General features: G+C 60.8%; 19 protein-coding genes. 17 read left to right on the top strand and 2 right to left on the bottom strand.

The features are described from left to right. Window positions 1-26: 26 nt before the first annotated feature. Window positions 27-2633, bottom strand: a complete 2607-nt coding sequence (locus tag AC0L7I_RS10770) for a TonB-dependent receptor domain-containing protein (protein WP_473396431.1) — start codon at window positions 2631-2633, stop codon at window positions 27-29. Window positions 2634-2752: 119 nt separating this feature from the next. Next, window positions 2753-5236 (bottom strand): hypothetical protein, encoded by a 2484-nt coding sequence (locus AC0L7I_RS10765; RefSeq protein WP_473396430.1) that lies wholly within the window; start codon window positions 5234-5236, stop codon window positions 2753-2755. 557 nt (window positions 5237-5793) lie between these two features. On the opposite strand from AC0L7I_RS10765, the gene AC0L7I_RS10760 reads away from it, so the two are divergent. The 17 genes from AC0L7I_RS10760 (at window position 5794) to AC0L7I_RS10680 (ending at window position 24304) form a co-directional block, all read left to right on the top strand. After that, a complete protein-coding gene (locus AC0L7I_RS10760) occupies window positions 5794-6108 on the top strand; it encodes a helix-turn-helix transcriptional regulator (RefSeq protein WP_473399143.1) in 315 nt (104 codons plus the stop codon). Between the two features lie 223 nt (window positions 6109-6331). Then, the gene (locus AC0L7I_RS10755) at window positions 6332-7219 is read left to right on the top strand and encodes a type II secretion system protein N (protein ID WP_473396429.1); all 888 of its coding nucleotides are present in this window, start codon (window positions 6332-6334) and stop codon (window positions 7217-7219) included. A 1-nt stretch (window position 7220) separates the two neighbouring features. Continuing rightward, the gene (gspD, locus tag AC0L7I_RS10750) at window positions 7221-9164 is read left to right on the top strand and encodes a type II secretion system secretin GspD (protein ID WP_473396428.1); all 1944 of its coding nucleotides are present in this window, start codon (window positions 7221-7223) and stop codon (window positions 9162-9164) included. 4 nt (window positions 9165-9168) lie between these two features. Continuing rightward, window positions 9169-10671 (top strand): GspE/PulE family protein, encoded by a 1503-nt coding sequence (locus AC0L7I_RS10745; RefSeq protein ID WP_473396427.1) that lies wholly within the window; start codon window positions 9169-9171, stop codon window positions 10669-10671. Next, window positions 10658-11866, top strand: coding sequence for a type II secretion system inner membrane protein GspF (gspF, locus tag AC0L7I_RS10740; protein WP_473396426.1), 1209 nt, complete (start codon window positions 10658-10660; stop codon window positions 11864-11866). The genes AC0L7I_RS10745 and gspF overlap by 14 nt, the downstream gene beginning before the upstream one ends. 26 nt (window positions 11867-11892) lie before the next feature. Further along, window positions 11893-12342 (top strand): type II secretion system major pseudopilin GspG, encoded by a 450-nt coding sequence (gene gspG / locus AC0L7I_RS10735; protein WP_473396425.1) that lies wholly within the window; start codon window positions 11893-11895, stop codon window positions 12340-12342. Window positions 12343-12350: 8 nt separating this feature from the next. Continuing rightward, the gene (locus tag AC0L7I_RS10730; protein WP_473396424.1) at window positions 12351-12845 is read left to right on the top strand and encodes a prepilin-type N-terminal cleavage/methylation domain-containing protein; all 495 of its coding nucleotides are present in this window, start codon (window positions 12351-12353) and stop codon (window positions 12843-12845) included. Continuing rightward, window positions 12838-13209 (top strand): type II secretion system minor pseudopilin GspI, encoded by a 372-nt coding sequence (gene gspI / locus AC0L7I_RS10725; RefSeq protein WP_473396423.1) that lies wholly within the window; start codon window positions 12838-12840, stop codon window positions 13207-13209. The genes AC0L7I_RS10730 and gspI overlap by 8 nt, the downstream gene beginning before the upstream one ends. Then, window positions 13206-13811, top strand: a complete 606-nt coding sequence (gene gspJ / locus AC0L7I_RS10720) for a type II secretion system minor pseudopilin GspJ (protein ID WP_473396422.1) — start codon at window positions 13206-13208, stop codon at window positions 13809-13811. Before gspI ends, gspJ begins: the two co-directional genes overlap by 4 nt. After that, window positions 13808-14773: a type II secretion system minor pseudopilin GspK gene (gene gspK / locus AC0L7I_RS10715; protein ID WP_473396421.1), complete on the top strand. Its 966-nt coding sequence runs from the start codon at window positions 13808-13810 to the stop codon at window positions 14771-14773. The genes gspJ and gspK overlap by 4 nt, the downstream gene beginning before the upstream one ends. Continuing rightward, a complete protein-coding gene (gene gspL, locus AC0L7I_RS10710) occupies window positions 14773-15846 on the top strand; it encodes a type II secretion system protein GspL (RefSeq protein ID WP_473396420.1) in 1074 nt (357 codons plus the stop codon). Before gspK ends, gspL begins: the two co-directional genes overlap by 1 nt. A gap of 78 nt (window positions 15847-15924) precedes the next feature. Then, window positions 15925-16404, top strand: coding sequence for a type II secretion system protein GspM (gspM, locus tag AC0L7I_RS10705; RefSeq protein ID WP_473396419.1), 480 nt, complete (start codon window positions 15925-15927; stop codon window positions 16402-16404). Next, entirely contained in the window at window positions 16401-17153 is a 753-nt protein-coding gene (gspN, locus tag AC0L7I_RS10700; RefSeq protein ID WP_473396418.1) for a type II secretion system protein N, read from the top strand. Before gspM ends, gspN begins: the two co-directional genes overlap by 4 nt. A 1-nt stretch (window position 17154) precedes the next feature. Then, window positions 17155-17643 carry a hypothetical protein gene (locus tag AC0L7I_RS10695; protein ID WP_473396417.1) on the top strand — a complete coding sequence of 163 codons (489 nt, stop codon included), beginning with the start codon at window positions 17155-17157 and terminating at the stop codon, window positions 17641-17643. A 252-nt stretch (window positions 17644-17895) separates the two neighbouring features. After that, window positions 17896-19146, top strand: a complete 1251-nt coding sequence (locus AC0L7I_RS10690; protein ID WP_473396416.1) for an efflux RND transporter periplasmic adaptor subunit — start codon at window positions 17896-17898, stop codon at window positions 19144-19146. A gap of 14 nt (window positions 19147-19160) precedes the next feature. Continuing rightward, window positions 19161-22316 carry an efflux RND transporter permease subunit gene (locus AC0L7I_RS10685; protein WP_473396415.1) on the top strand — a complete coding sequence of 1052 codons (3156 nt, stop codon included), beginning with the start codon at window positions 19161-19163 and terminating at the stop codon, window positions 22314-22316. An 80-nt stretch (window positions 22317-22396) separates the two neighbouring features. Continuing rightward, window positions 22397-24304 (top strand): ABC-F family ATP-binding cassette domain-containing protein, encoded by a 1908-nt coding sequence (locus AC0L7I_RS10680; protein ID WP_473396414.1) that lies wholly within the window; start codon window positions 22397-22399, stop codon window positions 24302-24304. Window positions 24305-24494 lie beyond the last annotated feature (190 nt).

Here is a 24494-nt window from a genome sequence, read left to right as displayed (position 1 = left end):
GGTCCTTTTTTGCCGCCAGCGCCGCGTTAGAAGGTCGTCGACAAGCTGGCCGAGAAAATCGTACCGCGTTCGTAGGTATTGAACTCGGTGCGTCCGAGGCCGCCTTCGGACATCTGGTACTCGGTGTGTTTTTCACCCAGCAGGTTGCGACCTTTCAGGCCGAGTGAAACATCGTGTCCGCCAATCGTGAAGTCGCGATTGTATACAAGGTCCAGCTGCACACCGGGCTCCTCGACCACATCTGGCAGCGCCGCTGCGCCGACTCCGAATCCCCGTTGCAGGACACGATCGTCAACCCAGCCGACCAGCAGCGTCAACTGATCAATATCGCTTTCCCAGCCGAACTGGGCATTCAGGATATTCTTTGGCGTTCCCTGCAGGTCGGATCCATCCAGCCCGAACAGCGCCGCATCTCGGAGCGAACGCGAAATCGGATCGAACACCTGGTCGCTCGCGGCAGCCTTCACCTCCGACGACGTGTAGGTGTAGTTCGCCGAGAACAGCCATTCACGCGCGTCCATCCACGGGTTGGAAATCGGCATGCTGAAATTGGTCCGGTATTCAACCTCTGCACCGTACAGTTCCGCTTTCGGACTGTTGATGAACGTCGTCTCGAACACGAAGGAGGCGGTCGAATACTGCACTTCCTCAATAGGGTTCTCGATATCCTTGTAGAATGCTCCAAGCGTCACGAACTGGTTGCGACCGAGATAGTATTCAAGGCGCGCGTCGTAGTTTTTCAGCTCGCTGTCCACGAGGCCGCTATTGCCGCGATAGACTCGGTCTGTTTCAGGATCGATGAAGGAGGACAGGGCAAGTTCACGAAATTGCGGGCGGGCAATTGTTTGCGAATAACCGGCTCGCAACTGGAGATCGTCCGCAAAGTTCCATGTGAGCGTCAGCGCCGGCAGAATATAATCATTGCCCAGGTTGACGTCCCCTGCTCCCGGGTTGCCGAACCTGTCAAACGTCTTGACGGTTTGCTCGGCGTCCTCATACCGGAACCCGACCGTGCCGCGAACATAGTCCAGCAGATCAACTTCGCTCTGCACATAGAAAGCATTTACATCGAGGCCCGCAGAATAGGAGTCGTTGGGCGTAACGACTTCCTGGAGGACAAACCGGGCTGGATCGATATTGTCCGGCGAAAACAGGTAATCGGGACGCGCAGCCTGCACATCGGCTGGCAAAGCATTGCCGCCGACAAACCGCAAGGACAGGTAGTCATAGGTGCGGTCGGTCGAGGCAACATCAAACCCACCCGACACGACCAGCTCCCGCGTGTTGCCGATGTCTACAGTATACGTTGCATCCGCGCCGACACTGCCAATCGTGTCCTCGAGGTTCGAGAAGACAATGCCATAATTGTTGGCGGTGGAATACAGCGGCACACCATTCGCATCCGGGCTGCGGCGCAGCGAGCGATCATATGGCGCATCGCGCGTGGACACGGCATATGCGCCGCGCCAGTTAAGTTCGAGGTCACCGAGCCTGTGCTCACCGCGAAGCTGGGCAAAGCTCAGCTCGCGCTCGAACCAACCGGTTGACTCATCATAGATTTCACCAGTGGCACCAGGGGCGTTGAAGTCGGTACCCGTCGTAATTTCCGCCTGTTTCGAAGTCGTGTGAACGTAAAAGAGCGTCGCCTGGATTTCGTTGTCTCCCCAACCGATCGAGCCGGACCCAAGCGCGCTCAATGTGGCATCATACGTCGTCGAAAACTGGTTCTGATCGCTTCCGATAACACCCGCTTCGACGAACTGTCGCGTGGCGTCTTTTGTTGTCCATCCAGAGTCGAAGCCGACGACACCGATCAGGCCGATGTCGTACTGGCCTTTATCCAGGATCAGGCCACCTTCCAGCGAGCCACTCGAATCCGGACCCAGTTCTCCCTGCTGGATGACGGACAAGGGCGAGTTCACCAGGCTCTCGCCAATAAGCTCAAGCTGCGCCGGTGTTTGATCGCTCAGCCGTTCGCCCGATGAGAGCACCGCCGACAACGGACCCGGGATGTCCCGGAGGCCATCATCATAGCCCGACCAGTCAAGGTCTCCGCCATTGACGTACAAGCCATCGGAGCCGGTCGTTTCTGTGTTTGCCGAAATGCCGGCCTTGACCGTCAGGAAATTCTCCGCCGGCTGGCGAAGCGTCTGGAGATCGATCACGCCGCCGCCGAATTCGCCCGGATAGTTCGCCGAGAACGTCTTCTGGACGGCTGCGCCTGCCAGGACGCTGGACGGGAACAGGTCAAGCGGCACAGTGCGGCGCAACGGTTCCGGGCTGGGAAGCGGAGATCCATTGAGCAGGGCTGACGAGTACCTGTCGCCCAAGCCGCGCACGAAGGCGAAGCGGCCAGACACAATGCTCAGGCCGCTCAAACGAGTCAGGGCCAACGCAGCATTGGAATCGCCTTGGCGAGCGAGGTCTTCGGTGGAGAGAAACGTTGCCACCTGTGACGTCTCACGCTGGGGCTCAGGAATGAATTGCCCGCGCACGACCACGGTCTGGAGTGTGCGGCTGTCTTCGGGTGTCTCTGCGGGAACGGTCGCCTCCTGAGCGGCGACCATTGGTGCCAAAGCGAGAAGGATCGCTGTCGACAGCAACCATTTATATCTGACGGAATTATTGTGCATTTTTCTAAACCTAGCTTGGCAGGATCTGGAAGCCTTCAACCGGCTGCGTCCGTGTCTGGCCTGAAATGAAAGTGCCGGGATGGCGCACGGCTCTCGTGGCCATCCCGGCGGTTCTCAACTTAACAAGGGTCGCTGGCTTCAAGACCGCACGACCAGCCCTGCCACCAGGTGTCTGTGGCATTCTCGACCGCACCGATATAATCGACCGGCTCAAGATCGCCTGACAGGCTCGTGACGTCGTAGGCCGGGACGGCGGACTCAGCTGCACCATTGATGAACGTATTGATCAAAGTGCTCGCTGTAGCCGTCGAGTTGTTGGTCCCAGCCGCGAGGGCTGCTGCTGCCGCGCCTGCATCGGAGCTGGCCGTTTCAAGGCCGGCGGCACAGTCAAACAGGACAGAGTCGAAGGCCGGGTCGGCACCCTCCTGGTAACCGGCAACGCCATTGCCTGCCGATGTTTCCCAGCGGAAGCATTCAGTGACTTCCTTCACCACGCCGTTGACATAGGTCCCGATCGTGCCGGTGTTCAGGCGGAAGGCATTGCCGCCCGCATCACCGATAAAGGTAAAGTTGGAGACCTTGGCATTGGAAGCGGGTGTGATGCCTGCGACGCTGCTGGCCTCGACCATGTTGTCGCCGCCAGCCGCACGCTGCTTCACGATAATGTATTGCAGGCTACCATTGTAACCATTGTCGGTGTCGAGCGAGTTGTCGTCTTCGCCTGTCAGGACAAGGTGCTTGGCGTTGACCGTACCACCGAAGAACTCGATGCCGTCATCCGAGCTGTTATGGACCTGGACATAGTCGATCACCGTGCCCGAACCGACGCCGCCTAGCGATATCCCGTTCAGTTCATTACCTGTCGTGATTGCGAAGCCGGAATGCTTGACCAACGTATAGCGGAGCGAACCACTATTGTCGGTCGGCTCGGCACCGCCATAAACTGCATCGGGATTGGTCACGCCCTCGACCACGTTATCACAGGCGATTGTCGCCGGTGCCGCCGCATTGCGGCAACGGTTGATTGGTGCACGGCCGAGGATCACCAAGCCGCCCCATTCGCCGATGGCGTTCTCAGGGTTCGCCTGGGTGTCCGTAACATCTGCTTCAGATGTCAGTACAACCGGGTTTTCCTTTGTGCCGTTGGCAAATATCTGCGATCCGCGGTTCACGACGATATAGTCGGCGCCGCTTCCGCCAAAGACAGTCACGCCCGATTCAATCGTCAGGGTGGCCGGGTCACCCGCCACCGCCGCACCATCGGCGCCGATATCGACGCCTACATCCAGACGTCCGACAACTTCGTAGATATTGCCGCGCGTCAGCCGAACATCATCCGTGATCACGCCCGAAATCCGGCAAACCGTCTGGTTGTTCGTTACAAGCCCTGAATCGGTGGTTCCGGCAGGGCATGTCGGATCGGGGAAAAGGCCGAAAGTCCAGCCGCTCGCCCAGTTCTGGGTTTCTGTTTCGGTTGGTCCGAAAGCGCCGATATAGGTGGTCGGCGAGAAAAATCCGCCCAGCGACGCCACATCGAATGGCGTTACAGCCGCTTCGTTTGGCCCAGGGAAGAAAGATGCCGCGAGGGAGTTCGCCGTTGCTGTGGAGTTATTGGTCCCAGCCGCGAGCGCTGCAGCGGCAGTGCCTGCATCCGAGTTGGCCGTCTCCAACCCGCCAGCACAATCAAACAGCACCGAGACGAAGGCCGGGTCGGCACCGTCCTGGTAACCGGCAACGCCATTGCCTGCTGAAGATTCCCAACGGAAGCATTCGGTGACTTCCTTCACCACGCCGTTGACATAGGTCCCGATCGTGCCGGTGTTCAGGCGGAAGGCATTGCCGCCCGCATCACCGATAAAGGTAAAGTTCGAGATCTTGGCATCGGAAGCGGGTGTGATGCCTGCGACGCTGCTAGCCTCGACCATGTTGTCGCCGCCGGCCGCACGCTGCTTCACGACGACATATTGAAGGCTGCCATTGTAGCCGTTGTCTGTGTCGAGCGAGTTGTCGTCCTCGCCTGTCAGGACAAGGTGCTTGGCGTTGACCGTACCACCGAAGAACTCGATGCCGTCATCCGAGCTGTTATGGACCTGGACATAGTCGATCACCGTGCCCGAACCGACGCCGCCTAGCGATATCCCGTTCAGTTCATTACCTGTCGTGATTGCGAAGCCGGAGAACCGCAGCGATACATAGCGAAGCGTGCCGCTGCTGTCCGTAACGTCGTCGCCGCCATATACGGCGTCGGGATTGCTAACGCCTTCGATCACGTTGTCACAGTCGATTGTCGCAGGGGTGGCCGCGTTGCGGCAGCGGTTGATCGGCGCCTGGCCGAGGATCACCAAGCCGCCCCATTCCCCGATATTATCGCCGCCAAAGTCGTTTGACGGGTCGCTGTCTGCGCGGCGGATGAGATCATTTGCGCTAGTCATAATGATCGGGTTCGCAGCATTTCCGTCTGCATCAATCTGTGACCCCCGGTTGACAACGATATAGTCTGCACCCGAACGACCGAACACAGTGACACCGGGTTCGATTGTCAGAACTGCAGCCGTGCCGCCCGAAGTCGTCCCATCGGCACCCACATCCACACCGATATCCACGCGTCCGTCTACTGCATATGCAACGCCGTCGACAAAAGGAAGCGTCAGATCCGCCAGGTACGTACCCGAAAGGTTACATGTCGTGAGTCCGCCGACAGCCGCGCCTTCAGTGAAGCCCGTCGGGCACGTTGCGGCGCTACCGCCGCCGCCGCCACCACCGCCGCCGCCTGTAGGAGGCGTTCCCGGAGCGCTTGCTCCCGGTGAAGCAATGTTACTTCCTTGCGAACACGCTGCTGCTAAGCAAAGCGCAACCGCGCTAACCGACCTGCGAAATATCATTGGAACCCCTTGTTTGGACCATCAGACAGGCCGACTCCATTGCGACCTCGTCAGCGGCTCAATAGCGGCGCGCCATGACAAACAATTAACGGAAATATTTCGGTTTTGAGACAGCAGGCCGGGACGCCATACCGCCCACCGAAATGATCGGGATTCACGCAGGGCGACGTCACAAAACTTTCGCGAAAGCGACATCTGAGCGCGTTAAATTTCGCATATTCGTGCGCCTGTTGAGAACCAGAGGATCAACGCAACAGGGGGCTGCCTCGGTGGAAAATATGGATTTGATTTACAGACTCGAGGGTCGTCTGATCGATCTTGAATCAAAGGTCGCACAGCTTGAAAAGACGATATCTGACTTGCCCAAGACAGAACCTGCAATACCGGAAGAAGCGCAAAGACGAATTGATGCTGGCGAACATCCCGTTCGCGTCATGCGCGAACTCAGGTTGCTCACACAAAGCCAGTTAAGCGAACTATGCGGCATTCGCCCCAATCACATTTCCGCAATCGAACGTGGTCAGACTTTCGGTCTCAAGACCGCGCGACGACTGTCAGAAGCGCTGGATGTCCCTGCGAGCGTGCTGTTCTGACATGCCCTCGCAACCGGATCGTATCGAAGAAGGCTACAGTGTGCATTTTTGGGACAAAGCGCATGCTTTCAAGTATTAACAAGATGTACTGTAATTCAGCTTGCTACTATCGAACAGTTTGCTTCATCAACATTCCAGACGCCATGGCTCGCCCATGGCCTGCCTGTTTGACAGGTCGCCCAGCCCCGCGATCCGGGCAGGGAAATTGCAGTTAGAGTAGATTATGAGCCAGCTAGACACTCTTGCAACGAAGGCGATGCACCTTCTGCCGCGCGTGCGGTTCGGCCTTTCAGTCGTGTTTGTCGGGCTGTTGGGATTGCTTGTTGCGCGGTTCATCTGGTTGTTGATCGAGCCTGGCGGCGCCGTAAGCCATACGCACCGGTTACCCGCGATCCAGACCGGCGCTTCGGCAGGCTCCTCTCTGACAAGTGCAGACCTTATGGTCCTGACCCGCTCCAACCGGTTTGGCGCAGCAGCGCCGGCCGGAGACATCATTCCCGATGCGCCGGCCACCAGCCTCAACCTCACCCTCAAGGGCGTGCGGTCTGTTGCCGGGGGGACCCGCGATTCTGGTCCGGAACAGGTCTCGATTGCCATCATCCAGACACCCGACGGACGGGCCCTGACCTATCATCCTGACGATACCATTATCGAGGGAGTCACGCTTGACCGCATCTTGCCTGACCGGGTGCTCATTCGAAAGAGCGGATCTCTGGAAACCCTGATGATGGAAAGCGGTATTGACGCGCTCTCGGTCCTGACCCTGCCCGGCCAGGAAGGCATGATCGAAGGCGCGCCGCGTCCAACAACGATTTCGCAGGAACAGGCAGCCGTCGATCGCGCCCTCCTGGCATCGCTCGACGTGGCACCCGTGTTCACGGACGGCATCCTTGTCGGTTACCGCCTGTCCACGCCTGGCTCGACTGCGGCCCTGTCCGGTTCCGGTCTCGAATCCGGGGACATTATCACCGTGTTCGACGGAACGCCTATCCGCGACATCAAGATCGAAAATATCGCCGAACGGCTGTCGAACGCAGCCGAGCTATCCATGACGGTTCAGCGCAATGGCGCCAACATTCCCGTCACGCTCCGCTTCCCCGAGGGAGAATAGAATGAACTTCCGTTTCGGCCTTTCAGCCATCCTGCTGGCAACAACAGCTCTGCCTGCCTTCGGGCTCGCAGGCGAATCCGGTCCGAAAGCCTCTCTCCACGTGTTGAATTTCGACGATGTCGAGTTGAGTTCGTTGATCGCCGACGTGTCGATCGTCACAGGTTACACGTTCATCGTCCATCCGGACGTGCGCGGCAAACGCGTCACTGTCACCTCGTCGTCCCCACTGTCTCGCGAGGGCGTTTTTGACGTCTTTCTCTCAACCCTGCGCGTTCACGGTTTCACGGCTGTCCCGGCTGGCAAGAACACCTATCGCATTATCCCTGAACAATCTGCGGTCAGCGAAGCCGGGACGCGGGCCGCCGGCTCGAACAGTTTCGTGACCGAAATCGTCCGTCTCAACAATTTCAATGCCCTCGAAGCGGCCCAGATGGTCAAACCCCTGGTCGACGCCCAGGGCCAGGTCATCGCCAATCCACGCTCGAACACACTGGTGATCGTCGACTACCAGTCCAACATGCCGCGAATCCGCGAACTGGTGGCTGGCATCGATGAGGATCGCACCCGGACGGAGACCATCTCTCTCAAGAACATTCCGTCAGGCGAACTTGAATCCATCCTGATGGCGCTACAAAAGACCGGCGGCGAAGACACCTATGCGTCGAACTTTCAGGCCATCGCTTCCCAGACCGGCAACTCGATCGTCATCCGTGGTGACGACCTGAAGGTTGAGCGCGCGCTGAAAGTCGTCGAACAACTCGATGCGACCAGCCGGGTTGAAGACACGCTGCGCGTCATCTCGCTCAAAAACGCCGATGCCTCGGACATCGTACCAATCCTTGAAAAAGTCGCTGGAGCGATGGCATTCAGGCGCAGTGAGTCAGGCGGTGAAATAGCCCCCAGCACCATCGCCTTTCACGCGCAAACGAATTCGCTCGTGATCAATGCGCCCAGCGAAACCCTGCTTACACTTGAGCGTGTGATCCAGGACCTCGACAAGCGCCGGGCGCAGGTTCTGGTCGAAGCCATCATCGTTGAAATGTCCGACGACACAGCGCGCGAACTCGGCCTGCAATTCCTGCTTAGCGGCACCGGCAACTCCACCGTTCCATTCGCCTCCACCAACTATTCCCGCTCTGCTCCCAACCTGCTCGCCCTTGCCGGCGCCATTAGCGGCAATACACCGTTCAACAACGGCGAGAACAATCCGTTTGCCGCAAGCGCCGTCACGTCCTTGCTCGGGCTCACAGGCCTCAGCGTTGGCGTCGGCGGTCAGGACGGCGACACACTTTTTGGTGCCATCCTGACAGCAGTCGAGAATGACACGAATTCCCGGGTCCTCTCGAAACCATTCAACATGACGCTCGACAATGGCAAATCCTCCCTTCTTGTTGGTCAGGAAGTCCCGATCGTCACGGGAGAAGTTCTCGGCGACGGCAATGCCAACCCGTTCCGAACCGTCGACCGCAAGGAGATCGGCATCCGGCTTGATGTCACGCCGCGCATCTCCTCCGACGATGCCGTGCGTCTCGAAATCAATCAGGAAGTATCCAGCATCTCCGGGGCGATCAATGTCGCGACCTCCGATCTCATCTTCAACAAGCGCCAGATCACGACCGATGTTCTGGCCGATAGCGGAGAAATCATAGTCATCGGCGGCTTGATCGAGCAATCCGATACGATAGCGGAGGAGAAAGTCCCGCTGCTCGGAGATGTGCCGGTGGCCGGTCGCCTGTTCCGTACCGAAGGCAAGGCAACCAAGCGCAGCAACCTGATGGTGTTTATCCGCCCGACCGTGATCCGTGATCGCCAGAGCGCTAGGGAGGTCACCGCCCGCAGCTATCGGTTCGTCCGCGCCGAGGAGGCCTGGAATGGCAAGGACGACCAGGTCAATTCGCTCGACGCCTTTGTCAGCGAAGTACTCGGGGCGCCCCCGCCGCAATAGTTCAATGAGCACACACGCCGAATCCTCCCGCCAGTTCACCTACGCCTTTGCCAAGGATAAGGGACTCATCGTGCTGCCTGATCGCGACACGTTGACTGTCGGCGTGCGAACGGGCGCTGATGTGATGGCCCTGATCGAAGCGCGCCGGGCGCTAGGCTGCTCCCACGCAATTGAATCTCTTGACCCTGCCAGCTTCGACCGGGCACTAACGCTCGCGTTCAGCCAGGGCCCACTCGGCGCGACAGACATCGAAGCCGCCGTCGCCAGCCGGGGCGGTCTCGAAAGCCTGATCGACGACATCCCGGAAGCAGCGGACCTGCTCGGCGGAAGCGATGATGCGCCGGTCATCCGCCTGATTAACGGCCTCATCTATGAAGCCGTGAAGCGCCGCGCCTCCGATATTCACATTGACCCCTTCGAAGACAAGCTATCGATCCGTTACCGGATCGATGGCGATCTGGTTGAAGTCCTGACGCCGCCACGCAAACTCGCCGCGCCGCTGGTCTCGCGGATAAAGGTCATGGCTCGTCTCGATATCGCCGAGAAGCGCCTGCCCCAGGATGGCCGAATCTCGCTGCAGGCCGGAGGGCGGTCCATTGATGTACGCGTCGCCATCCTGCCGACCCGCTTCGGCGAACGTGTCGCCCTGCGCCTCCTCGACACACAGAACGCCCTGCTCACGCTCGAACAGCTCGGCATGGATTCCGATACCTACCAGCGGTTCGACCAGGTATTGCAGCAACCGAACGGCGTGATCCTCGTCACCGGCCCCGTCGGCTCGGGCAAGACGACGACCCTCTATTCCTCGATCTCGCGCCTTAACACCGGCAGCGTCAACATCATGACGCTGGAAGACCCGGTCGAATACGGCCTGCCGGGCATCAGCCAGACCCAGATGGATGCCAAGGTCGGCCTGACCTTCGCGCGCGCCCTTCGCAATATCCTGCGCCAGGATTTCAACATCGTCATGGTGGGTGAAATCCGCGACCTCGAAACCGCTGAAGCCGCGTTCGAATTCGCCTCCACCGGGCGCCTCGCCTTCTCCACCCTGCACACCAACAGCGCAGCCGGCGCCATCACGCGCCTGCGCGACATGGGGGTCGAGACCTATCTCATGGCCTCCACACTTCGCGCCGTCATGGCCCAGCGTCTCGTGCGCAAGCTCTGCGACGTCTGCAAACAGCCAGCGACCGCCGGAGCCGCTGAATACGAAGCGCTGGACCTGCCGCCTGCCGAATCCTTCACCCACTATACGCCCAAAGGCTGCATGGCCTGCGGCAATACCGGTTTTCACGGCCGTATCGCGATCTACGAACTCCTCGTTGTCGACAATGCCGTTCGCAACCTGCTCCACGCAGATGCGACAGAAGACGCCATCGAGGCGGCCGCCTTCGCGGACCATCACCGCCTGATCGAAAATGCCCGGCGTTATGTTTTCTCCGGCGAGACCAGCGTAACCGAAGTCCTGCGCGTCTGCCGCAAGGAGGCCCGCGATGGCAGCGTTTGAATATGTCGCTGTCGATAATGTCGGCAAGCGTCTGCGCGGTGTCATCTCCGCAGACAGTCCCCGAGCCGCCCGCAAGGAATTGCGGATGCGTGAACTCATGCCGGTCGATGTTCAACCGCTCAATGCCAAGACAACATGTGGTGGCAAGGGCGCTGGCGGCCGCATTTCGGAGAAAGACCGCGCCTTGCTTGCGCGCCAGCTCGCCGTCCTGCTCCAGTCCGGCCTCACTGTCGAACAGGCGCTCACCGCTGCAGCCAGTGATGCCAAGCCGGAAACCGTCGCCATCCTCCACCGCGTCCGCAATGAAGTGACAGAAGGCTCCCGCTTTGCCGATGCGCTCGGAACAGCGCCGCGCGCCTTCCCGCCCCTGTTCAAGTCGGTCGTGGCGGCGGGTGAAATGTCGGGCCGCCAGGGCGAAGTCATGGAACGCCTCGCAGTCTACCTCGAGAACACTTGGCGCCTGCGCCAGAAGGTGCAGTCCGCGCTGATCTATCCTGCGTTGCTCGCGACGCTCGCCATCGGCATGGTCGTTGCCTTGATGATCCTCGTTGTCCCGCGCCTCGTCGAACAGTTCGACATGTTCGATGCTGACCTGCCCTGGCTGACGCAGCAGGTCATTGCCGTATCGAACCTGCTGCGCAACTGGGGCTGGCTGATCGCCATCACACTCTTTGGTACCGTCATCTTCCTCACACGCCTCCTGCGCACACCCGGTATTCGCGAGACACTGGACCGCCTTGTCCTGCGACTGCCCATCATCGGCAACCTGGCCCGCACCGTGTCGGCTGCCCGCTTTGCGCGCATCTTTTCGACGCTCTCCTCATCTGGCGCCACGGTTCTGGAATCCCTTCAGGCGGCACGCGGCGCCATGTCCAACAGCGTCTTCCGCAAGGCCACGGACGACATCGCCGTCCGAGTCAGTGAAGGCGGCTCATTCGCCGCAGCGCTCAAAGCCACCGGCGCTTTCCCGCCGATGATGGTTCACATGGTGGCCAGCGGCGAAGCGGGGCGTGATGTGCCCGGCATGATGACGCGCGCGGCCGAATTCCTCGAAGAAGAGTTCGAGAACGCCACATCAACTGCCCTGAGCCTGATGGAACCGATCATCATTGTTGTGCTCGGCGGCCTTGTCGGCATGATCGTTTTGTCGATCATGCTTCCCATCATCCAGCTCAACACGCTGGCGCTGCAATAGCGCTGCTGACCCAACAGGAGACTTCAATGCCCCACGCCGAAGACGACCAGAAAAAAGCGCTCGCCACGAAGGATGCCGGCTTCTCGCTCGTCGAACTGCTTGTCACTGTGTCGATCATGGCCCTGCTCGCCACGGCGGTCGTGATCTCAGTCGGCCCCGTGCTCGGCAAGTCCCGGATCGACCGCGCCCGTTCGGACATCGCCGCGCTCGAAAGCGGTCTCGAACAATACAGCTTCGACATGTTCAATTATCCCGGCGCCGATACCGGCCTGGCCGCACTCAAGACACCCCCGTCCGGCGCCAAGGCCGACCAGTACCGCCCCGGCGGCTACATCAAGCGCGTCCAGCAGGACCCCTGGGGAAATGACTATCATTACTCCGTACCCGGACCGCGTTCCGGTGGTGCCTATGACGTGTTTTCCGCCGGCCCGGACGGCGAGCCCGGAAATGAAGACGATATCGGCAACTGGAACTGACACCTGAGATGACAGCACCTCGCGACCATCACCCATCCACCGAAGCAGGCATGACCCTGACCGAAGTGCTGGTCGCTGTGTTCATCATGGCGCTCGCGGCCGGCATGGTCAGCATGACCATGCGCCCGAAAACGGATCCGCTGACCGAGGCCGCAATGCGTCTTGAGCACGACGTCGCCTCGGCGCTCGACCTGTCGCTCGTCACCGGCGTGCCCCAGGGCCTGTTGATGCGCGAAAACGGCTACCAACGCGTGAGCTGGCAGAACCAGGTCTGGTCGCCAGCCCCGGGCAAGCCCGTCACATTCGCGCGAAATATTGCTTTTGACACGGTACGCACGCCTTCACAGCCCACGTCCGGCACCGATGCCATTGTTCCGGATATCATCCTCGACGCGACAGGCACCGCCCAGGGCGCGCCCCTCACACTCATGCGCGACCGCCAGACGATCACGCTGACGATAGCCCCCAACGGGCAAGTCATCTGGGAGGCACCCGATGCCTGAGCGCACATCGCAATCCGGGTTCACGCTTGTCGAAGTCCTCGCCGCGCTGGGCGTCTTTTCGATTGCGGCCGTCGGCCTGATTCACCTCAGCAGCGAAACAACGGTCGGCGCCAAGCAGGTCGACCTGCGTGCCCTTGCCGAAATCGAAGCCGGCAACCGAATGGCCGACGTCATGACACTGCCCCCGCCGCTCCCAACCGGCCTGATCGCCGGCGCGTCCACGCAGCGCGGTCGTACGTTTGATTGGACACGCACTGTATCGCCCACACAGGAAGAGGGCCTGTACCTCGTCGATGTAACTGTAACCATGCCGGAAACCGGTCAGGTGCTCTCCCACATTCAGGCCCTGAGGGCGGGCGAATGAAACACCAGGATTCCGGATTCACACTCGTCGAAACCCTCGTCGCGCTCGGCGTCACAGCCATGCTCGCCACGGCGGGAACGTTGATGATGCTTCAGACGCTGCAGGCCAGCCGCGCCATCGATGCCCGCATGACCGATATCCGCGCATTGGAGGCGGCCAATGGCCTGTTGCGCGCCGATTTCAGCGAGATGACCCAGCGCCCCTCAACGGCACCCGACGACTTCAATCCCGCCGTCGGATTTTCTGGTCGCAGGGGTATCGAAACAGGCGATTTGATCAGCTTCGTCCGGTCAGGCTGGTCCGACCCGCGAGTGGGGGGCGACCGCAGCGACCTCCAACGTGTGGCCTATCGTCTGGAAGACGGCCAGCTGATCCGCAAAGCCTGGCTTCGGCCCGACCCGGTCCGTAATACGCCCGTTGTGGAGCGCGCGCTTCTCGACGGCGTGTCCGATCTGACAATCCGCTACCGCCAGCAGGGCGTATGGTTCGACGAATGGCCTGCCGATGCTAACGGGCGGCACCCGGACCTGGTGCAACTCGTCTTGAAATTCGCCGACACGGACCAACTGACACTGCAGTACATGGTGGGGTCAACGCCATGACCCAGTCACCGCCACCCGGAGACCGCGGCGCCGCGCTTCTGTCGATCCTGATGATCGTGGCCGTCATGTCCGTTGCCGCTCTGGCAGCCGTCGATGCGCTCGGCCGGTCAATCAGCCTCGCGCATGTCTCTGCCCAGCGGTCCCAGACCCTATGGGCGGCGCGCTCGACAGAAGCGATTGGCGCTGTCGCCATTTCGCGTCTCAAGGACCTTGACGACGACACGATCCGACAGGCCCTGGAAACCGGTCAGGCGATCACCCTGCCATTCGAAGGCGGTGTCATTCAGGCGACACTCTCCGACGATTCCAATTGCTTCAATCTCAACACCATTACCGGAGAACCGGGCGACACAAACCATATTCGGTTCCAGGCCTTGCTCGAAGCACAAGGCCTGTTCCGGTCAGACGCACGTGCACTGGCCGAAAGCCTGGCCGACTGGATCGACACGAATGCCAACCCGCGTCCGACAGGCGCCGAGGACGCGTATTATGCAACGCTCGAAACACCGTACCGCGCTGCCAATGCCCGGTTGGCCAATCTGTCGGAACTCCACGCCATAAGAGGCTTCACACCCGAAATCATCCAGTCGATCCGGCCACTGGTATGCGTTAGGCCATCGACGCACCAGTCTGCGCTGAACATCGAAACCCTTCGTGAGGCCGGTGCGCCATTGCTGATCGCGCTCTACTCCGGCGAACTCAGCATGGAACAGGCACAATCCGTCATCCGGGCGCGCCCGCTGGCAGGCTGGTTGACGCGCGACACCTTTCTTGCCCAAAGCGAGATTCAGTCCATTGCCGTTGCCGCCCGCAACGATTCTATGATCGCTCTCAGACCGACCAGCCTGCGTTTGACAGCGCGCATCGTCTCTGGCTCAACGCAGGAAACCCTCAAGCTGACCTATGCTGTGGACGAGGGCGGCAAGGCCAGCCTCATCCAGCGCACAACGGGAGACCTCTGATGTCTCGGCGCCTCTATGCAATGCTTCCGACAGAAGGAGAGCCGATCGAGTTTGCCTCGGCGACTGACAGGGGCATGAGCCTGATGTCGGCTGACATGGCCAACATCGATGCCAGCGACGAGATCGTGGTCTTCGTGCCGGCAACGGGGGTCGGCTGTTTCGATGCCCGCCTCCCCAGTCAGGGCGCAGCAGAATTGCGGCGATCAGCTGCTTTCGCGCTGGAAGACGACCTCGCCGTTGCAGTCGAAGACGTCCACGTCGCCATCGGCCAGCCGCTGCCCGGCGGTTCGCGCCCGGTTCACATCGTCGATCCGGCACTGATGGAACACTGGGTGTCTGTCCTGAATGCTGCTGGCCTCATGACGGCTCGCCTCGTCGCTGACGCCTCGGTCCTGCCCGCCACGCCTGTCGCCATTGAGGCCGGGAGCCACGTCCTGTTCTCGCTCGGCGGTCGCCGTTTCGCAGCCGATGCCCATCTCCCCGATGACGCCCTCAGGGCAATCGCCAACAAATCCGAAGCGCCTGTCACCGTATTCGGAAGCGCGCTCGCGCGTCGCCTCGGCGTCGCCTCGGCCCAGCCGTCCTCCCTGCCACTTGTCGCACAACTTGCACAATGGGCTGAAGACGGCCCACCACTGACAGACCTGCGCCAGGGTGCCTTCGTCAGCCAACGGAAAGCCGATATCCGGATCGGCGCCTGGCGTCCGGCGCTAGTCCTGGCCGCTGCTGCGGCTGTGGCGTTCCTGTCCGTTACCGCACTCGAAACTCACGCCCTGTCGCGCCTGGCTGCCGCGCTCGATCGCCAGGCGCACACCACGTATGCAGCCGCCTTCCCGGACGCGCCCATTCCGGCGAACCTCGCATCGGCCGTCCGGAGCCAGGACACAGCGCCTGCCGCGAACAGGCTTCCCTTCCTTGAGGCGACTGCCTTGCTTTACGAAGCCGTTCCGGACGACAGCGGAATCTCGATCCAGGGCCTGCGATATGATCGTGCCACCGGACGCCTTCTGGCCAACATGGCCTATCCGGACTTCGGCAGCGACGCCGACCTGAAGAGCGCACTCGAATCCTGACGGTATCGCCGTTTCGCTTGGCGATACCCGCCAGCAGGACGGACAGGTCCTCGGCGACCTCACACTGGAGGCCGCGCGATGACAGAATGGTGGGACAAACTCAGCCTGCGCGAACGGACTCTCGTCGGCGCGGCGGCAGCATTGCTGTCGCTCATCGTGCTGCTTCAATTCATCCTGTTTCCGATGCTGGCGCAACGATCTGCTGCCGGCCTCCGGGCTGAACAGGCCTCGCGTACGCTGGACCTGATGACGTCTCGCGGACTCTCTTCAGCTGCCGGCTCGAACGCAAACTCCGGCGCCACTCTCGACGCCGACGCCCGGCGGCGGGCCATCCTCGATGCAGCCACGCGCCGCGGCCTCTCAATTGCCCGCGTACAGGTCAGCGCCGACGGCGTGGTCACGGTTCAGGTCGACGATACCAATGCCGAGAATGTCTTTGCCTGGTTGTTCGAACTGCGCAGCAGCGCTGGGCTCGAGGCCAGCAAGGCAACAATCAGCCAGGCAGGATCAGGTCTTGTCCGCTCCAGCTTTGAATTCGGAGGCCTGTCGGCCGGATGAAGCGCCTCCCTCTCATACTTGTATTCGTCGTCGCCCTCATGTTCGGCATCATGTCGGGCGTGCCGCTGTCGTTCGTCATGCGCAATACGGGCCTCGTCGATCAAGGCGTCAGCTGGCAACAGGCACGCGGTACGGTCTGGCACGGTCAGGTCACCGGCTTGGGTTATCGGGGTCAGCCGGTTGGCGCGCTCGAAGTCGAGTCCGCACCGCTCTCGTTGCTCTCGGGCGCTATCGCCTCCGACGTGAAGTGGGTCGGTCAGGTAGGCCGGGCGCGCGGCAAACTCAAACTGTCGGGATCATCCATGAACCTTTCCGGCTTTTCGGCTGAACTCGATATCAGCCAAATGAACGGCGTGCACCCCGAACTGCGCCGTGTCGGAGGTATACTGAAGCTTTCCAATGCTGCAGGCAACATCGACAGGACCGGCAATTGCAGGACCGCCAGCGGCGTAGCCCAGCTAGATCTCGTCCGGCGACTTGGCGTCCAGTATGGACGCGACTGGCCCTTGCTGGCGGGCGCGCCTACTTGCAGCGACGGTAACCTTGAACTGCCCCTCACCGGCGATGGCCCCAATGGCGAACGCTTTGAAATCACCTTGCGCGCGCGCCCCGACGGGCGCACCGGAATGGAAGTGCATGTCGAACGACTAGATCCTCAGGCCACCGCCGCCCTCGCGGCAATGGGCTTCACAAATTCAGGGAACGGCTACACGCTGCATCAGGAAGCAGCATTGGTCGAAGGAAACTAGTATGCGCCATTCTCATTCCATCTGTTTCGCAGCCCTGCTGGCGTCGATGGCCATGCTTCCGGCCTGCGCGAGTAATCCCGCACCCGCTCAGACCGCCACGTCGGCAACGAAGCTGATCGCCGGAGCCGGCGAATTGCCGTCCCAGACACTTGCCCCAGGTGCCTGCGGCCTGTTCCTGTGGACGCAATCAGAACCTGTCCGTTTCGTCTTCTTCACCGAAGCCGGATCGGACAAGGCGGTCATGAACATGGGTGGCACCGAATCCCAACTCGAACTCACGTCGTCCAGCGGCGACCTGTTCGGTCAGTTCATGACCCAGACGATCTACCGTTCGCCTGATGGTAATGTTGGCCTCACCTTCAAGCCCGGCGAGATGCTCGATGGCGGCCAACGGATCGAGGATGGGCGCTTGTCGCTCGTCGGCAAGGACGGCTGGGAAACCATGATGCCGGTTCTCGGCCTCAGCGCCTGCCAGCCAGAGCTTCGCTGAACAGTCAAACGCAACACATCGCCAACCAGGATTAACGCCCCCGCCCTCGGCGCTGGCGCCGTGTTTGGGATTCTGCAAGCAATCCTGGCGCTCAATCTCGCAAAAAACTGATAAACAACAAAACTTTGTCGTTTATCGCGTATCACTTATTGTTTTTCAATAATTTCGATGTTATCCAGACTCACCACGGCAAGGTGAGGTTTGTCCCTATCCGCGCCGACGCATTCAAAGACCGGAACGGGTACCTGAACCATGACCTATGCTGAAACCGACCAGAAGCCGCCGTTCAGGCTTGGCCTTCTTATCAAGCGGATCCTGTTTCTGGCCTTGCCCGTCTTCGTGCTCATCGGCTCTGTCGGCGGCTTCGTTGCCATGGGCGCGCTGAAACCTGCTCCCGAAGAAAAGGCCGAGATCATCGAAGCCCTCCCCGTGCTCACCACTTTGGCGCAATCCGAACCTGTTTCGATGACCATTCGCGGTCAGGGCGAGGTCAAAGCCCGTTCCGAAGTCATGCTCGCATCCGAGATCAGCGGCCGGGTTGCCTATGTCTCTCCCAAATTCCTGGCAGGCGGGCAGTTCGAGCGTGGCGAAACGCTGGTCCGACTCGAATCGCGCGAATACGAACTGGGTATCGTGCAGGCAGAAGCCGCCGTTGCCCAAGCCCATACGGCCCTCCTCCAGGAAATCTCCGAAGGCCAGATCGCCAGCCAGGGCGCCGAACAGCTTGGTCTCGACCAGGTTTCCGATTTGACGCTTCGCCGCCCGCAGCGCGCACAGGCGGAAGCCCAACTCGCCTCTGCGCAAGCGCGTCTTGACGACACCCGGCTCCAGCTCGCCCGCACACGTATCGTCGCGCCGTTCACGGGCCGTGTGCGAGAGAAAACAGTCAATATCGGCGCCTACGTTTCTCCCGGCGCGCGCCTCGGCGAAATCTATGCCAGTGACGTGGTCGACATCGCCATCGCGCTGACGGATTCGGACCTCGCCAATCTCGGGCTCGGCATTGGCTTTTCCGAAGCGCCGGGCCGCACAGGCCCCCACGTTACATTGTCAGCCACCGTCGCCGGCGAGCCGCACACATGGTCCGGTCGCATCACGCGTACTGACAGCGGCTTTGATCCCGATACCCGCGTGCTCTTCGCGTATGTCGAGGTCCAGGACCCATACGGCAAAGGGGCCGATAACGGCACACCCCTCGCCACCGGCCTATTTGTCGACGCCGAGATCGACGGCCGCGTGCTGGATGACAGTGTCGTCCTTCCCCGAACAGCGCTTCGCGGCAAGGACACTGTCTACGTCGCCCGCGACGATGAAACACTCGAGATCCGCCCGGTCAAAGTCGCCTTCTCCGAGCGGGAACGTCTCGTGCTCACCTCGGGAATTGAAGTTGGCGAACGCGTGGTGACATCGCCCGTGCGTGCGGCATCCGACGGAATGAAAATCAAACCTGTCGACCGGCTCGAAACCGCTTTTGCGGCCGACGCCAGTATGGCTGAAAAATAGGAAGGGCCGGGGGCATGTCGGCAATTATTCAATGGTGGGCAAGCAACAAGGTCGCCGCAAACCTGCTGATGGTCGCCATCATCCTGGGGGGCATCGTCGCCTTCTTCCGGATGGAGCGCGAGCTTGAACCCTATGTCGAATTCCCGGGCGCCCAGATATCCATCGTCTGGCGCGGCGCCTCCCCGCAGGACATAGAGGAGCAGATCACCGTCCGGATGGAAGAAGCTGTCAGTTCGGTGGAAGGCATCAAGGAACTGCGTTCGGTCTCCAGTGAAGGGGTCGGCAGCCTCATTATCATTGGCAACCAGGATCTCGACGAAGGCAAATTCCTTCAGGACCTGAAGCGCCAGATCGACGCCATCAGCACGTTCCCGGCCGCCGCCGAACCGCCACAACTGGACGTTTTCCGCAGCCGGTACGAGATCATCCGCGTCGCCGTGGCCGGTGACGAAACGGTCAGCGAGCAGGAGCTGAAGCATTTCGCTGAAGCGACCCGCCGCGAGATAGGCCTGCTTGGCCATGTCCCGTCCGTCGAACTCTTCGGCGTGCGCAACGAGGAAATATCCATAGAGGTCTCCGAAGAGGCGCTCCGCCGCTATGGCGTCAGCCTGTCCGAAGTCGCTGCCGCTGTCGGCAGCACATCGGTCAACATCTCGGCCGGCAATGTCCGCAGCGATGGCGGCAATGTCCAGCTCCGCACCCGGTCTCAGGCGGACACGCAGGCCGAGTTCGAAAACATCATCGTCAAGCAGATGCCGAATGGCGCTGTCGTGCGCGTCTCCGACATGGCGGAAGTCATCGACGGGTTCGAAGAGGTCAACCTCCTCGCCACGGTCAACGGCCAGCGCACGATTCTCATTCAGGTCATGAGCGGCCCGCAGATGAACATCGTGAAGATGTCGAAGAACGTAAACGCGTATTTCGATGAAGCGGTGAAAAACTTGCCGCCTGGTATCTCAATGACGATCTGGCAGGATTCCGCCGTCGACTATATGAGCCGTATCCGCCTTATAGGTACCAATTTCCTGTCGGGCCTGTTCCTTGTCCTGATCACGCTGTTGCTCTTCCTGCGTCCCGCCATCGCCATCTGGGTCGCGATCGGCATCGGCACGGCGTTCGCGGGCGGCCTTGCCCTCCTGCCGATGTCGGACGTCTCATTCAACATGATCTCGACCTTCGCCTTCCTGCTCGTGATTGGCGTGATCGTGGACGATGCGATTATCGTTGGCGAAGCCATCCACTCGCGCACCGAAGATGGCGAGGAAGGCCTGGTCGCGGCGGTAAACGGCACCACAATGGTCATCAAGCCCGTCATTTTCGCGGTCTTCACGACCATGATCTTTTTCGCGCCATGGATGTACCTCTCAGGCGGCACCAGCGAGTTCACACGCTCCATCTCGCTCGTCGTGATCTTCGCCCTGTTGTTCTCGCTGATTGAATCCCTGCTTATCCTGCCAGCCCACCTGTCCCATCTGAAAGCGGTCAACCCGGAAAGCCGCGTTGCCCGTTTCCAGGCGTCCATAGCCAACAGCATCGTGTGGATTTCGCGCCGCGCCTACCGGCCCCTGTTGCTCCGCGCACTGCGCCACCGCTACCTCACGGCGTCCATTTTCGTTGGCGGCATGATCCTGTCAGTCGGCTTGCTCACCAACGGGCTGGTAAAGACCGTCTTCTTTCCGGAGACAGAGTCCGACCAGATCGAAGTCACCGTGGAAATGCCGGAAGGCACACCCTATTCCCGGTCGCTCGAAGTGTTGGCCCAGATACAGGCAGGTGAAAAGGCGCTCGAGGAAGAGATCAACGCGTCGACCAATGGCGAAGGCGAGCTGATCGAGAACTGGTACACGCGTTCGCGCGACAACAACATTCTGGCTCTGGTCAAACTCGTTCCTCCGGAAACACGCACCCTGACGGCCAAGGAAACCGCCGAGCGCCTGCGCACCCTAATCGGCGAAGTCCCGGACGCCGAAACGATCACGGTGAATTACAGGAACACCGATAACGATCCGCCGATCCAGTACATGCTGAACTCGACCGATCTCGACGCGCTCAACGCGGCAGCCGAAGATCTCATGGCCAAACTGCGAACCTATGACGGTGTCTACAATGTCGTGAATGATGTGCAGAGCGCGACCGACGAGATCCAGTTCGACCTGAAACCCGGCGCCGAATCCCTCGGCATCACGACAGCCGATGTCGCCCGCCAGGTGCGCCAGGGTTTCTATGGCGAGGAAGTCCAGCGCCTGCCCCGTGACGGCGAGGATGTCCGCGTCTTCGTGCGCTATCCCCGCGCCGACCGGGAATCCCTCGACTTCCTGAACAATATCCGCGTCCGAACGGCCGATGGCCGTGAACTGCCCCTCTACGCAGTCGCCGACATTCGCTTCGAAAAAGGCATTTCCCAGATCAAGCGCCGCGAACGCCGCCGCGCCATCGTGGTCAGTGCCGAAGTCGTTGCAGAGCGCATCACGGAAATCCGTGGCGACCTCAACGAGGATTTCTTTGACGAATTCGACAAGGCCCACCCACAGGTCCGGCGTGGCAGCATCGGCCGGGCCCAGGGCGAGGCCGAATTCCTCGCCGAAATCCTGACCTTCCTGTTGATTGCCATCGGCGTCGCCTACTTCCTCGTCGCCGTAGCGTTCAAATCCTATGCGGAACCGATCCTCATCCTCCTGGCCGCCATCCCGTTCTGCTTCACGGGCGCCATGGTCGGGCACCTCGTCATGGGCTTCCCGCTCAGCATCCTCTCTTACATGGGCATCATGGCTGCGGCCGGCGTGGCCGTGAACGACAATCTCGTCCTGCTGGATTACGTCCACCAGCTCCGGGACAAGGGCATGGACGGCGCCCGCGCGCTGATCGAGGCGGGCACCCGCCGCTTCCGGCCGATCCTGCTCACCTCGCTCACCACGTTTGTCGGCCTCCTCCCGCTGATGATGGAACGTTCGATCCAGGCCCAGTTCCTGATCCCGATTGCCGTCGGCCTCGCCTTCGGTGTCCTGTTCGCGCTTCTCGTAACCCTGTTCTTCGTGCCTGCTCTTTACGGCATCGGCGCGGACATCAAACGCTTCTTCGGCTACCTCATTTCGGGCAATCCGCGTCCCGGCTTCGACGCCTTGCTCAACGAGGACGCGCTGGAAACGCTCGCGCCCGTTCCGGCCGAGTAGGCAGGCGCCACGTGCCAATGGTTGGAGGCAACAGAGCTTAGGCTCTTGCCTTCAATCACTTGGCCGCTAAACCCCCCGATATGCTCACCATATCGAACCTCGACTACCGCATCGAAGCGCGCCTTTTGTTTGAAGGCGCGGGCGCCCAGATCGCTTCTGGCTGGAAGGTTGGCCTCGTTGGACGCAATGGTACGGGCAAGTCCACGCTGCTCAAACTTATCCGCGAAGAAATCACCAACCCGACCAATGACGGCTCGATCCGCCTCAACCAGGGCGCCCGCCTCGGCTGGGTTGCGCAGGAAGTTGCACCCACGGACGAAACCATTCTGGAAGTCGTACTCGCCGCCGATACTGAACGTCACGCCCTCATGCAGGAAGCCGAAACAGCCGAAGATCCGATGCGGATTGCCGACATCCACACGCGCTTGGTTGATATCGACGCGTGGTCGGCAGACTTGCGCGCGGCCGAAGTCCTGATGGGCCTCGGCTTCGTCCAGGACGATCTTGACCGACCAACACGGGAATTCTCCGGCGGCTGGCGCATGCGCGCCGCCATTGCGGGCGTCCTGTTCTCCCAGCCGGATCTTCTCCTTTTGGACGAACCGACCAACTATCTCGACCTTGAAGGCGCCGCCTGGCTCGAAGGCTATATCAAGAAATACCCGCACACCGTCCTCATCGTCTCGCACGACCGGGAAATGCTGAACCGGTGCGTCACCCACACGATGGCGCTTGAGCATAAGAAGCTCACAATCGTCCCGGGTGGCTACGACGCCTGGCTGAGGCTTCGCGCTGCCAAGACCGCCCAGCTTGAAAGCCAGCGTGCCAAGCAGGAAGTCGACAAGGCCCACCTTCAGGCGTTTGTCGATCGCTTCCGGGCCAAGGCCTCCAAGGCTCGCCAGGCCCAGTCGCGCGTAAAAATGCTCGAAAAGATGCAGGATATCACCATCCCGATGGCCGAGCGTACGACCCCGTTCAACTTTCCAGAGCCCGGCGACAAGATGGCTCCGCCCCTGCTCGAACTCCGCGGCGCCGAACTCGGCTATGGTGCGGACGCCCGTATCCTGCGCAATGTCACCCTGCGCCTCGATCCGGATGACCGGATCGCCATTGTCGGCACCAACGGTCAGGGCAAGACCACGCTGGTGAAATCAATTGCCGAGCGCCTGCCGCTCATGATGGGTGAGCGCGTCACTCACAGCAAGGTCCGGATCGGCTACTTCTCACAGGACCAGCTCGACGAGCTGACACCCGGCGAAACCGTGCTTGATCACGTCCGCCATGCGCTGCCAAAGGAAACGCCCGTCTCGAAACAGCGTTCAGTCGCCTCCCTGATGGGTTTCAGCCATGAAAAGGTGGATACCAAGGTTGAAAAGCTCTCCGGTGGCGAAAAGGTGCGCCTGCTCCTCGGACTTATGGCCATGGACAAGCCCCATATCCTGATCCTTGATGAGCCGACCTCCCACCTCGATATCGACAGCCGCGAGGCGCTCATCTACGCCCTGAACGACTTCAAGGGCGCTGTCCTGCTGATCACGCACGACATCTTCCTCGCCGAAGGCACCGCCGACCAGCTCTGGCTGGTCAAGGACGGCAAGGCCGGAGTCTATGACGGCGACCTGCAGGACTACCGGGCTCTCGTGCTCCAGGCCGACCGCAACAAGTCGGACGGCAAATCAAAGTCCGGAAAACCCGAATCCGTAGAAACGGCGCCCAAGGTTAACAAGGCCGACCAGCGACAGCGTTCATCCGAAAGCCGAAAGGCCGCCTCGGGCCTGAAGCGCAAGGCCGACGACGCTGAAAAGCGCCTGGACAAGATCAACGCCCGGATCACTGCGATAGATGCCGATCTGGCAAAACCGGGGCTGCCGTCGGAACAGTTGCAGGATCTCCTGCGCAAACGGGCCGATCTCGTGTCGGAAGGCCAAGCCACGGAGCAGTCCTGGATCGACGCCGTTGAAGAATACGAAACGGCCCTGGACGCCTGAACACTGCGTGTCGCGTCCTTCTCCGCAACAAAATTGTGCTATTAACCACGATCGGTCAGTTTTTCCTTCGCAGAGCCCAAGTTTGAAGGGGCTGTCGCAATAGTAGCACTATACAAGCCGGGCTAAATTGCGCAGTTAGAAATTGAAAAAGCTCGCACAGAATTTGCGGGCAGGCAGCGCAGTTTGTCCG

Source organism: Hyphomonas sp. J20-32, assembly GCF_055808555.1.
Note: the sequence above shows the minus strand (reverse complement) of the source record. Positions and strands in the feature narration are given on the sequence as shown.